11 protein-coding genes are annotated in these 11,821 nt (G+C 53.9%); 1 reads left to right on the forward strand and 10 read right to left on the reverse strand.

Features of this window, described 5'->3' with window-relative positions; genetic code table 11:
- Positions 1–81: 81 nt before the first annotated feature.
- The 5 genes from ACR0KN_RS02120 to ACR0KN_RS02140 all read right to left on the reverse strand — a co-directional run bounded on the left by ACR0KN_RS02120 (position 82) and on the right by ACR0KN_RS02140 (position 5,958).
- Entirely contained in the window at positions 82–834 is a 753-nt protein-coding gene (locus tag ACR0KN_RS02120; protein WP_480651042.1) for an outer membrane protein, read from the reverse strand.
- A 77-nt stretch (positions 835–911) separates the two neighbouring features.
- Positions 912–2,156 (reverse strand): DUF3179 domain-containing (seleno)protein, encoded by a 1,245-nt coding sequence (locus ACR0KN_RS02125; protein WP_170770601.1) that lies wholly within the window; start codon positions 2,154–2,156, stop codon positions 912–914.
- Between the two features lie 45 nt (positions 2,157–2,201).
- On the reverse strand, positions 2,202–3,887 hold the full coding sequence (locus ACR0KN_RS02130; RefSeq protein WP_480651044.1) for a sulfatase-like hydrolase/transferase: 1,686 nt from the start codon (positions 3,885–3,887) through the stop codon (positions 2,202–2,204).
- An 81-nt stretch (positions 3,888–3,968) separates the two neighbouring features.
- The gene (locus ACR0KN_RS02135) at positions 3,969–5,609 is read right to left on the reverse strand and encodes a sulfatase-like hydrolase/transferase (protein ID WP_480651046.1); all 1,641 of its coding nucleotides are present in this window, start codon (positions 5,607–5,609) and stop codon (positions 3,969–3,971) included.
- Between the two features lies 1 nt (position 5,610).
- Complete coding sequence (locus tag ACR0KN_RS02140; protein WP_170776825.1) at positions 5,611–5,958, reverse strand: hypothetical protein; 348 nt, start codon at positions 5,956–5,958, stop codon at positions 5,611–5,613.
- 165 nt (positions 5,959–6,123) lie between these two features.
- Here ACR0KN_RS02140 and ACR0KN_RS02145 point away from each other — a divergent pair, with 165 nt between their 5' ends.
- Complete coding sequence (locus tag ACR0KN_RS02145; protein WP_480651048.1) at positions 6,124–7,341, forward strand: tetratricopeptide repeat protein; 1,218 nt, start codon at positions 6,124–6,126, stop codon at positions 7,339–7,341.
- A 24-nt stretch (positions 7,342–7,365) separates the two neighbouring features.
- Here ACR0KN_RS02145 and ACR0KN_RS02150 read toward each other — a convergent pair whose 3' ends face one another.
- The 5 genes from ACR0KN_RS02150 to ACR0KN_RS02170 all read right to left on the reverse strand — a co-directional run bounded on the left by ACR0KN_RS02150 (position 7,366) and on the right by ACR0KN_RS02170 (position 11,754).
- Positions 7,366–7,980 (reverse strand): TetR/AcrR family transcriptional regulator, encoded by a 615-nt coding sequence (locus ACR0KN_RS02150; RefSeq protein ID WP_010439657.1) that lies wholly within the window; start codon positions 7,978–7,980, stop codon positions 7,366–7,368.
- Positions 7,981–8,063: 83 nt separating this feature from the next.
- A complete protein-coding gene (ppk2, locus tag ACR0KN_RS02155; RefSeq protein ID WP_480651050.1) occupies positions 8,064–8,933 on the reverse strand; it encodes a polyphosphate kinase 2 in 870 nt (289 codons plus the stop codon).
- A gap of 49 nt (positions 8,934–8,982) precedes the next feature.
- Complete coding sequence (locus tag ACR0KN_RS02160; protein ID WP_480651052.1) at positions 8,983–9,936, reverse strand: alpha/beta fold hydrolase; 954 nt, start codon at positions 9,934–9,936, stop codon at positions 8,983–8,985.
- Positions 9,926–10,843, reverse strand: a complete 918-nt coding sequence (gene metA / locus ACR0KN_RS02165; protein ID WP_480651054.1) for a homoserine O-acetyltransferase MetA — start codon at positions 10,841–10,843, stop codon at positions 9,926–9,928. The genes ACR0KN_RS02160 and metA overlap by 11 nt, the downstream gene beginning before the upstream one ends.
- A gap of 38 nt (positions 10,844–10,881) precedes the next feature.
- The gene (locus ACR0KN_RS02170; protein WP_480651754.1) at positions 10,882–11,754 is read right to left on the reverse strand and encodes an ATPase; all 873 of its coding nucleotides are present in this window, start codon (positions 11,752–11,754) and stop codon (positions 10,882–10,884) included.
- Between the last annotated feature and the right edge of the window lie 67 nt (positions 11,755–11,821).

An 11,821-nucleotide genomic window follows, 5' to 3' on the forward strand; every position in this document is an offset into this window, starting at 1 on the left:
AGGATGACCGACTATGTCGCTGAACATTGTCGGCCACGCCAATCTTTGTTGGTTGAGCCAATGCAAACTGCCTATCGCAGATCAAAAACGGTAGGTAGCACCCAACAGCGGACCGGATTGATCAAACTTAAAGTCGTTACCATCGATGTCGTGGTCAAATGAGATATAGCGATACCCACCCCGGATCAGCCAACGGTCATTGATTGCGTAGTCGGCAGTTAGAAGAACTTGCCATGTTTCGCTCCCGCTCCGGAAACCGCCATAATCAATAAACCCGGTACCAGACCATTTGTCAGAGAACCTGACACGTGCGCGGGCACCAATCACAGGATCAGTCCAGCTTGCATCGACCGTTGTTCGGCGCCCAGGAGCAGCACCAGGTTGCAGGTCGAATTCAGTTTCAGTGCTGAACCACCTAAAGCCGCCGACGATATCAACATATGCGTCTTGATCGTCATAGACCCGATATCCTGCATATCCGCTCAGAAACTGAGTGGTGAAAGAGGTGTCCAAGCCCGAGCTCGCCGGGCCAGGTGTGTCGCTGCTGAAAGACAGATTTGTATAATTGTAGTCTGCCAGGAATGACCAACGCCCATTGGTCGCTCCGAATGCAGCCATAAAGGCAAAGTCCAAATTCTCCAAAGCGTCGGAAAAGCTCAGCGTGCCATCTAATGTGCCCAGCGGGGTATCCAGCGACGTTTCTGTTTCCGGCATGAACAGGTAGATTGAGGCCTCGTATGACCAGTCGGACTGTTGGGCCGAGGCCATTGACGCCATTGCGCCCGCCAATGAGATTCCAAGGAGTGGTCCTCTCCAATTTCGTGTCGCACCCATTATTGCTCTCCCATCAAAGATCTTGTTTCCAATTTTCGTTACTGTGCAGCGAAAATCCGCGCAGTTTTGACTTGCGGTCAGGCTGCTTCATCCTCGGTTTTGCCAGAACCAACGCCAACACGATTTATATCAGTACTGGGAAAGAACTCGGACCAGACATGCCAGAATATGCCTGCACGTAGAGTTTCGACCCGCTGTAGTTGCCCTTGATCAGACATTCCCCAAAAGTCGCATTTGGTCACGGGTTGCCCACTGTCATTGTACCAGACGCCTAAACTTTCGTATTTGGGATCAAGGCTGACGACGACATCCCGACCTCCGACCGTTGCGTTGATGATCCAATCGTTGTCGACGACGAAATCATCGGTCCAGCAGGTGGCATCCTGCCCGATGGTAATCCCCCAAACATAGGTCTTATTCGGCAACCGGTCGTCTGAACGATCCATGTTGTCCATCACCGGAGCGTCTTCCTGATGTTGACGGCCAATCCCCCACCCAAAGGTGATTTCGGTCATCATATCAAGCAGGCGCAGCAATGGGTTTGGGGAAGGTTCATTCACGAAAACCTCTCCATCCGGGTAGGCTTTCTGAAAGCCGCGAAATGTCATCCGGTAGGTAGGCCACGGCTTCATCTGGGCCTCGGGCCGGAGTGGGCATGCGAGGCCATCTGTGTTTGGGTTCTGGTCCGCTTCACGAAAGCCATATATCTGCTGAATCGGCTCGCCGCTTTCGTTGTCGCGCAGGATCAGGTTGTTGCCGTGCTGGGCGAGAACCTCGAGATTCAGGCGCTTACCCTCTATTCTTGGAGTGTACCCCTGACCGAGATTGGCCATGGCACAATACGTCATGACGACGTCCTCTCCACCAAGCCCTTTTTCATTACCGGCAAGATGCGGTCGCATGATCTGCGCGTCGGGGTGTGCACGAGCGTGGCCGTTGTTGTCGATCACCATCACGGGCGCGGTCGGCCCCACGTATTTACGGGCCTCGTCAATGGGGAAGTACTGCGCGGTATTTAGTTGGTTTCTCAGTCCCAGATGAACCCAGACGTAGGGGAATCCATAGAAGAAAAGGACCAGCACTGCCGACACCAGCCACAGCCAGAACGGACCTGCACCAAGTATGAAATGTACAAGTGTTGCGACAGCAAATGCACCCAACCCAATAGCGATCAGGCGATATTCATGACGGATGAAGCGCACCATATTCTCGCGCTTCACTTTCAGCAGCATCTGGGACACATCGCCAAGGTCTCGGAAATAGATGAACCCGATCCCGAGTGATCCGATCAAACCCAGTGCAAAAAGAAGTAGTCCAATCATGTCATGATCCTAAGGTCTTGAGCGCGTGATTTCCGTTGCGCGGTGTTATTGCTGCGGGGATTGGCGTTTGATCAGGAAAGCCTCGACCGCTTGCTGGGTTTCGGGGCGTATGTTCTCGATCCCCTCATAGGGCACGCCATAGGCTGGCGTGGTGTCGGGGAATTTCTCTTTGCGGGCCATATGTCGGCCAAGAATGCGTGCGAATTCCTGCCCTCCCCAGGCGCCAACTTCGGTTGAGACTGAATATTCCTCGCGCGTGTCCCGGTAGAGATCAAAGAACTTTGCCAAAATAGCGCTTTCGCCAGGTCCCGGCAGTTTCAGCTTAAGCTGGTCCTTCACGATCGCCTCGGGTTTGTTCACGGAATAGACGATGACGTGATCGCGTCGGGCCTTGGATTCGTCAGCAAACAACAGGGCGGCAGATTGGTCCACGCCATCCACCAGACGATCCCTCGGAATATACTGATCTGCCCCGGCAAAGCGCGACAGCGTTGTATAGAGGTCCGAGACATGGATGATGCTGTTGAGCAACCCGTCAGCCTCGATCATGCCGGGCCAGCGGATGAAGGCGTCGACTCGGATACCGCCCTCGGTCGTGTCGCCTTTGCCGCCCGCATAGATCAGCGGGGTGAACCCGGATTGCGGCGCGTATTTGGTGAAGTGGCCGTTATCCCCCATGACCACAACTACGGTGTTTTCCGTTAAGCCCAGTTCTTCGATGCGCGCAAACAAGTCGCCCAGCCACTGATCCAGTAACTGCATCTTGTCGACATACAGACCACCATTCACGCTCTCTGGTCCTGATCGCCCGGCCCGGGTGTTGTCCAGCGGGATCATCGGCCAGTATTGCAGGAAAAACGGGTCTTCCCCACTTGCGAGGCGATCCAGTTCTTCCATCGTCTTGTCTTGAAATGCCTGGTTCATCTCATCGTATTTTGCAGCGTTCCAGCGCTCTCCGGATTCCATACGAATTTCGCGGATAGGCCCGCCGGTTTTCCCTTCGATGACCGTCATCATCGCGGCCGAGTCCGGCCGGAACCAGCCGTCTAGCGTGTATTTGTCGTCATAGTCCCGGATTGCGACCGAGACCTGTTCTTTGATCGCATCATCATTGAAGATTGTCAGCTGGCCTTGTTGGTGGATGGCGTGCTGGGCATAGTCAAATCCCTGATTCATCGCCCAACTTTCGGCGATATCACCCATGTGCCATTTGCCGACATGGCTGGTCGCGTAACCCGCCTGCTTAAGAATCTCGGCCAGGGTGACTTCGTTTTCCGGCAAGCCAAACCCGGCAATGTCCACCGTTGTATCGCCCATACCCATGCGCACGGGCAACCGCCCGGTCATCTGCGCAACCCGAGTCGGCGTGCACGAAGGTTCGGTATACATACGCACCATTCGCATCGCCTGATCTGAAAAGTCGTTGATATTCGGCGTCTCATAACCTCGCACCGCGTTGAGCTCGGGAATTCCCATGTCGCCGAAGCCCATATCGTCGATCAGAACGCTGATTATGTTCGGGGGCTGCCCATTGTTGCTGTCGCGAAAAGCGGCCAGAGCTTCATCAACAGCGGTATCATCCTGTGCCCATTGTTCTGCGTGTTGTGCTTGCAGAATGTAAAACTCGGCGTCGTGTTGGATTGGATTGTCTTGTGCCAGCGCGGCCTGTGCTGCAAGACTGACCGACAAAGCCAATACCCCTGAAATCTTCATCCCATATTCCCCGGTCATCTGCTTGGTGGAAGGCAAACGCTTTTGCAGCTGCCTTCACATTTAAACATTACCATATGTAAACAACAATTTCTGTAGATTTCAATTTTGCCAACCTATAAATACATCACGGGTCAATTCTGATTCCGGGCGCAGGTTGTCGATGCCCTCATAGGGGATGCCGCGCCCGATCTCGGAATGCGGATGTTTGGCGATCATTTTTTGATGGCGTTTGATCATGTCCTGAAACGAAGCTCCGGCCCACAGCGAGTACCCAACCAACGGGTGCAGTTCACGTGGATCGCGATAGATGTTGAAGGTCGGGGCTGCCGCACCGGGTTGGCCGGGCGCGGGCAGGTGCATCTTGAACTCCTGCTTAACCACTGAGCGCAAAACAGGGCCTTCGTAGACATACACATAGTCGCGTCGACCATGACCTTCACCATTCAGCAACAGCGCCGTCTGATCGATCCCGTCGATGATGCGGTCACGTGGGATATGATCAGTCGCACCTGCAATCCGCGCCATGGTGGTGTAGATATCCGACACGTGAAAGATATCACCGGCTGCGCTGTCCGCTTCGATCACGCCGGGCCAGCGTATGAAAGCGTCCGTGCGTACGCCGCCTTCTAGATGCTGGGTCTTACCACCGCGATAGATCAGCTGATTAAGGCCTGAGGTTCCCTCGTAGTGGTACATCAGCCCATTGTCGGCCATCAGTACCACAATCGTATTGTCGGCTTCTCCGGTCTCTTCAAGCTTGGTCAGAAGATCACCAATCCATCCATCCAATAGCTGCAGTTTGTCGGCGTGAAAGCCACCATTGCGAGAGAGGGCCTTATCCGCATAGACGAAATTAAGGGGGTAAAGAGGCCAATATTGCAGGAAAAACGGTTCTTCTTCGGCTGCAGCACGTTCTAGCTGCTCAAGGGCCTGGCGTTGATAGCGTTCGTTCATCTCTTCGTATTTGGCTTGGGACCAAACCTCGCCCGGTGACATGTCCACCTCATGGGCAGTGCCGCCTACCACGGCCTCAACCCCGGTCACCAAACCGTATGGCTTGAAACGTTCGTCCAGAAGAAACTGGTTGTTCTGACCTTCGGGCACATATCCAAGCATGGCGTTCGCACGCATCGCCTCGGGGGTCATGAGGCTTAGTTGAACCTGTTGATGTAGGGGAAACGCTGCCCAGTCGAAGCCCTGATTGTGCGGGTAGGCTTGTTCGATATCACCTTGATGCCATTTGCCGACATGTACGGTGTTGTAGCCAACTTCCTTCAATATCTCGGGCAGGGTTACTTCACTAGCAGGCAGGCCTTCGCCCACCAACGCAACTTTGACTTCTGTTACCCCGGCGCGGACAGGGTGGCGACCTGTAAGCATGGCAGTTCGCGTCGGTGTGCAGGATGGCTCGGTATACATGCGCATCAGCGATAGGCCTTCGGTGGCGAACTGGTTGATACTGGGTGTCTCAATGCCCATCACGTAGTTCATCTTGCGGTCACCCATCTGACCAAAGCTGATGTCATCGATCAGAATGTACAGAAAATTGGGTGGATTACCGCCATTCGCCTCGCGAATTTCGGCTAACTTTGCGTCAATCTCGGCATCCTGTGCGTCCCACGCATCGCCGAATTGAGCGCGCAGATAGTTGAACTCGCCGTCGTGAATGATCGGAGACTGCTGGGCAAATGCCGTTCCGGTGGACAGAAGTAACGAGGACAGGATGCCTATCAGTTTCATATTAATCTCCGGGTTTGCCGCAATTCTGAGGCATGTTTTGAGCTTCAACTATTCTGGTTTCGATACTGCAGCGCAGATCAGTGAGGGTTTCGGCCAAGTCGGCTAGGAACCGAGATTGCTGAGGCGTGTTTGAGTGCTGCAAAAGAGCGATTTCAGTAAAGATCTCTTGGTAATCCAGACATATCCGGTCAAATTCACTGTCCTCGGTGCGTAAACTTTGCAGAAGATCAGCGTGTTCAGGGAACTGTTCCGCAATGAAATCACTCTCGACCATCGGCAGCACTTTCGAAGCTGGTTGCTCGGTCAGCATGCGCTCAGCAGGAATTTTCTTGAACGTAATAAGCCGCATGCTACGGTAGCAAGGTAGCCACAAGTTCTTATCATGAAAGGATAGTTCTTGACCGGTACGGGGGATGGAAAGCAACACGACAACAGGCGTAACTTCTCTTCTGAAGATGTACGTTCTGCGCTAGCGCGTGTTTTAGACTCGGCAGGATTCAAGGGATCGGCCCGGATGCGGTCTTTCTTGACCTATGTCGTCGACGAGGCTCTTGCCGGACGGACCGAAGAAATTCGCGCAAAAACGATCGCGATGGATGTTTATGGCTACGGCGCTGACGAGCTGACAAAACGCGAAGGCGTTGTACGGGTAGATGCTGGTCGGGTGCGACGAAAGTTGAAGGCCTATTACGGTGGAGCCGGCGCGTCTGATCCGATCATGATATCGCTGCCCGTTGGTCGTTACGCACCTGAGTTTAGACCGGGCACGGGCCAGTACCAAAAGTTAACAAATCTGTGGCGTATAAGTGTGATTTCGGCGATGGCCATCACCCTTATTGCACTGGGTGGTGTCGGTGCCACCATCCTTACAAAGCAATGGTCATCGAGCGACGTCAAAGCCGAGCAGACCGCGATCTATGACGTGTCTCCGGCGCGGGTCGAAGCGATGAACCTGTGTAGTGCCGGACAGGATGTGATGTTTCCGGTTGTTAACTTGCCGCGCCTGAAACCTGCGTTGTTGATCTTTGAAACTGCGATTGAGCGGGATCCGCTTTATTTCTGCGGATACGCGGGGGCCGCTCAGGTCGAAACCATGCTTGCCATTCTTCAGTCTTCCGATCCTGCAGCCACTGATATGCTTGCTGTGGCAGACGAAAACAGTGCTCATGCGCTAGAGATCGAACCGGATGCGGCATGGGCACTTTCATCGCGCGCCTGGCTGGAGTTTGGATCGGGGAATTATGACAAGGCTACGGCGTTGTCCCGCAGGGCGGTCGATCTTGCACCAAGTGATCCACATATAGCTGAATTTGATGCGCTAATCTCGCTTTATACTATGAACTTCACGTATATAATTTCGCAATCAGAGCGATATGAGAATCTGGCAGAAAGCAGTGGTGGGCTTGTGTTCGGGAATGTGCTCGGGTCAGCTCAATTTCATTCTGGTGATTTTGCAACCGCGATCCGAACCTACGAAGAAACTATCGCACGTGGTGGCCCCTTCGGCCCAATTTCTGCGGCATATTTGATGGCGGCGCGCTGGAACAACGGAGAGCAGACCGAAGCGCGTCGGCTCGCAAGTGTTTACCAAAAGACCTGGCCCGATTTTCCACTGGAAGCCTTAAAGCGGCGGGTTTTCCAACAGTCACAACCGGTCGACGCACTTGTCGAAGCGATGAAAGCCGCTGGAGTAGTTATGGAGCGGAACCATGCGCCTCTTACAGCAGACTGACCTGCTCTGGAATTGGAAGCTTTGTCATTCGTCCTGCGCGACCAGCCCCAAACCGCGTAAGTAGATACCGATCCCACTTTCGAGCAGGTCTTCAGGAGGGAAGGGAGAGCTTGCACCGGTATTGCGCGCATAAAGTTCAACGACACCGTGACTCATCGCCCAAATGTGAGCACTGAACATTGACGCAGGGGGTCTTTTCTCTGGCGGTATGTGTTGAGACAAATCGCCAGCAGCTTTTTCCAGCACATTCTTTGCGCGATTGGCGGCGAGGGCCAATTCGGGCGTTCGGTTTAGGGATATACCGCTTTCGAACATCGCGATGTAGTGGCCTGGGTGCTTGCGCGCAAAGGCTAGATAGGCGCGCCCAGTGGCTTCAAACGCTGCCAGTGCCGACGGTTGCCCCTTGTCATAGGCAAATTGCATCAGGTCAGCGAACATCTCAAAGCCTTGTCGCGCGGCCTCAGCAATTAGATCTTCGCGCCCCTCGTAATGTCGATAGACCGCTGCGGGCGTCACCCCAGCCGTCTTGGCGGCCTCGGACAGCGTAAAACCGGTCGGACCTTTTTGTTCAATCAGAGACAAGGCAGCCTCGATCAGGGCCTGCTTCAGATTTCCGTGGTGATATCCGCGCTTTGTCATCCCGTCCTCAAGTGCTTATACGGGTATATATGCACAGGTCATGACCTAATCCAGCGCAGTTCGTGTATTGCCCCATACCAAGTTCAGGCATCCCAGAGTTCCGGTCCACCACTAATCTTTTTGTCTGGCTCGCCAACCACGTCGGCATCTTTGCCATCATAATCCAGCCCGCTAAGCACTGTGCGAATGGCGGCCAGCCGAGCGCGTTTTTTGTCATCGGACCGAATGATCGTCCAAGGACAATCTTCGGAATGGCTGCGGGTCAGCGTTTCGGAAATTGATTGGCTGTATTCGTCCCACTTGTGCAGGCCAGCTATGTCGATTGGGCTGAGTTTCCATTGCTTCAAAGGGTCGGTTTCGCGGGCAAGAAAGCGGTTCAGCTGTTCTGAGCGACCTACATTCAGCCAGAACTTGAACATGTGGATCCCGTCATTCTTGAACCCCATTTCCAGAGGCAGAACCTGTCTGAAGAACCGCTCACGCTCATCTGTTGTGCAAAAACCAAAGACGTTTTCAACGACGCCCCGGTTATACCAGCTGCGATCAAAGAACACGATTTCTCCGGCAGAGGGCAGATGTGAAATATAGCGTTGAAAATACCACTGGCTGCGTTCAGCATCTGATGGTTTGCTAAGTGCAACATTGCGCGCGCCCCGTGGATTAAGGTTTTCGCGGAACCTTTTGATTGTCCCACCTTTCCCCGCTGCATCGCGTCCTTCGAACACGATGGCGACGCGCTGATCAGTGTTCTTGACCCACCGCTGCATCTTGACCAGCTCGATCTGCAAACCCTGCATCTGTTGGTCATATTCCTTGCCCTTAATCTTTTTCGGGTAAGGGTAGGTCGGGTTCAGAATTTCTCCTTTTTTGGCCTGCTCAATGACCGATTGAACAGTCTTGGGCGCGTCATTGCGAAAATAACTCTCGATAGCGCCGTGTTCTGATTTGGTCATGTGCGGCCTCGCCATAAAATCCATAACTTACTATGGATTACGGATGGGGTTAACGCAAACCCGCACGTGCGGCGGCGCGGTCGATTGCGGCTGCGACCTCTGGGGCGGCAACTACCTGAGGCATGTGACCGACACCGTCCAGTTCGACCAGATCCGCACCTGGTATTTGCTCTATCAGGCGCTCAGAATGCCAATCCAGCCCAACGGTCGTATCGGCGGTGCCGTGGACTATTTCAGTTGGAACCGTAATCTCGTCATAGCGGGGTTGAAGTTCGGTGATTTCGTCCAGCAGATTTGCTCGCTGTTTGGCATTTGCATGCATCGATGCGCGGCGCATGGTCAGACCGGGGCCGAAATGTTCCGCATAACCTTCGGGGGCTACTTGCGGCGCAAAAACCTGATCCAGTGCTCTCGAAACGAACCAGTCAGGAACGAAGGCGCTGACCAACGGCAGGCCAAGTGCGTTGCCGATGGTTGTTGCGCCCATTGTGTTGAATGCGTCCAATGGCGTCTCCCAGGGGATAGCTGCAGGAGCGATCAAAACGAGAGCGGCGATATTGTCAGGCCGTGTGACTGCCCAGGCAAGTGCGACTGACCCGCCATAGCTTTGCCCAGCAACAACGGGTTTTTCAGCACCAAGTTCTGAGGCAGCTTTCTGTAGGATTTCTGCTTGTTCAACAATAGTTTCGCCGTCTGGGTTAAAGCTTTCAGAATAACCCAGTCCGGGGCGATCGAATACGATGACCCGATAGCTTTCTGCTAAGATCGGTGCCAACGCAAATGTCATGTCGCGCGTATTCCCGCTGGAACCGTGGATCAGCACGACATCCGGACCTTCGCCCATGACGACGGCATGTACAGAGATACCATCGACATCCAGGATCTGACCTTCAGGAGGAAACGAAGCTTCGGCACTGCCTTCGCGTTGCGTACCACGCCAGGCAGTGACTATGGCAACGGCTACTAGCGCAATGCCAATTGTTATCAAGAGTTTACTGGCCAATTTTTTCCAAATCAAAGGGGGTTGTCTGATAGATGGAATTGATCCAGTTGCCATAAAGCAGATGTGCGTGACTGCGCCAGCGGTTCTGCGGATGCTGGCTTGGATCATCGTCTGGATAGTAATTTATTGGGACATTGATCGGTGTACCGTTGGCAACGTCCCGGTCATATTCCTGCTTAAGAGTGTCGCTGTCATACTCGAAATGATTGAAGATATAGAGCGCCCGATGTGCTGGATCTTCGATCAGGCAGGGGCCCACATCATCGCTGCCAAGCAGTGTGATCAGATCAGGTACGGCGTCGATTTCATACTGCCGCATCTCGGTCCAGCGGCTTACTGGGATCACGCAATCGTCAGAAAAACCACGTAAAAATGGCGATGCTGGCGCAAGATTTCGATGCCGGAAACACCCGAAGGCCTTTGCATCCAGCATATGTTTTTTGACATCGTGAAAATGGTTGATCATGGCCATGCCACCCCAGCAGACGCCGAAAGTAGAATGCACATTGGTTTGGGTCCACTCGAACACTTCGCGGATTTCTTCCCAATAGGTGACATCCGAGAAATCCAGATGCTCGATTGGGGCACCGGTAATGATCAGGCCGTCGAACTTTTGGTCCTTTACCTCCTGAAACGGCTGGTAGAACTCGGCCATATGCTCGGCAGCAGTGTTTTTGGTCTGATGCTCGGTCATACGGATCAGCGAAAGTTCGATCTGCAAAGGTGTCGCCCCGATCAGACGCGCAAACTGGTTTTCGGTCTGAATTTTCTTGGGCATCAGATTCAACAGGCCGATCCGCAAGGGGCGAATATCCTGCCGTGCGGCCTGATCTTCGGCCATGACCATGACACCCTCATTGGTCAGGACGTCAAAGGCGGGCAGGTCGGAAGGAATTTTAATCGGCATTTGGTCACGCTGTTGAAACTGCGAAAGAAGTCTGGAACTTATGCGGGGTTGGCGCGGGCCTCAAGGGTGCGTTCGATCAACTCATCGAAATCACCACCGTCACGCACCTTGGCGATATCGTCGGCGGCGATTGTGACGCCCCAGTTTCGCGCCATCTCTTCATATCTCGGTTGTCGGTGCGCCAGCGCTTGCGCATAGGTCCAGCGTATGAACGCGTCCGGATCGACCGCGGATCCTTGGCAGTCGTTAAGGGTAAGGTATTCATCCCAGACCCGCTGCAGGAACTCGGCTTGGTAAGACATGGGCTTTGGGGCCTTGTCGAAGCGTTTTACCAATTCCTCAGTATGGGCCTCATCGCCCTTGATCCAGATCATCAGCGTCTGGCGCGATAGCTCGGACAGGACCTGGTCGTTCGGATCTTCGGGCTCGACCCACTCGCAGATAGAGCCACCGGTATCGCAGATAAAATGCGGATAGCTGTACAGGCGCTCGGCTCGGTCGATAAAATACTTGGTATCCAACAGGGCGTGAATCTCTGCCAGTCGGAACTGTTCCTGGCGAAGCCGGTATTCCGAGATTTCAAGACCGCCAAGCCCGGGATTGCCGGGTTTGCCCAGATAGGCGGAAACGGGGGTCAGGTTTTCGAACGTGATGTTCGATCCGATATAGATCGAATCCGATAGCAGAAGCTCGCGCAGAAAGGGCACTTTCATCGCTTCGGCCTTGGCGTTGTCGGCGATGTATTCACCCATGTAGCGGGTCCCGATCCGGTAATCGATCGAGTAGTGGAACCAGTCACCTGCATCCCGAAGAGTGTTCGAGACATAGGATTTCCCCAACCCGGACATACCGAAGAACAGTACTTTCTTTCGCGCAGCGTCGCGCCAGTCCTTTGCCGAGTTGTAGATCATGCGCCACCATCCCTTGTTTTGCATTAGCTAAATCGGGCTGATCGCGGCGTCAATTGTGCTGCTGTGT

The organism is Ruegeria sp. AP7 (assembly GCF_056539905.1).

Bases quoted from the DNA above. Each gene is read 5' to 3' on its own strand.
- ppk2 (WP_480651050.1), bottom strand. From the start codon at position 8,933: ATGACCAAATCAGAACACGGCGCTATCGAGAGTTATTTTCGCAATGAC.
- ACR0KN_RS02145 (WP_480651048.1), top strand. From the start codon at position 6,124: ATGCGGTCTTTCTTGACCTATGTCGTCGACGAGGCTCTTGCCGGACGG.
- ACR0KN_RS02150 (WP_010439657.1), bottom strand. From the start codon at position 7,980: ATGACAAAGCGCGGATATCACCACGGAAATCTGAAGCAGGCCCTGATC.
- ACR0KN_RS02135 (WP_480651046.1), bottom strand. From the start codon at position 5,609: ATGAAACTGATAGGCATCCTGTCCTCGTTACTTCTGTCCACCGGAACG.
- ACR0KN_RS02130 (WP_480651044.1), bottom strand. From the start codon at position 3,887: ATGACCGGGGAATATGGGATGAAGATTTCAGGGGTATTGGCTTTGTCG.
- metA (WP_480651054.1), bottom strand. From the start codon at position 10,843: ATGCCGATTAAAATTCCTTCCGACCTGCCCGCCTTTGACGTCCTGACC.
- ACR0KN_RS02170 (WP_480651754.1), bottom strand. From the start codon at position 11,754: ATGATCTACAACTCGGCAAAGGACTGGCGCGACGCTGCGCGAAAGAAA.
- ACR0KN_RS02125 (WP_170770601.1), bottom strand. From the start codon at position 2,156: ATGATTGGACTACTTCTTTTTGCACTGGGTTTGATCGGATCACTCGGG.
- ACR0KN_RS02140 (WP_170776825.1), bottom strand. From the start codon at position 5,958: ATGCGGCTTATTACGTTCAAGAAAATTCCTGCTGAGCGCATGCTGACC.
- ACR0KN_RS02120 (WP_480651042.1), bottom strand. From the start codon at position 834: ATGGGTGCGACACGAAATTGGAGAGGACCACTCCTTGGAATCTCATTG.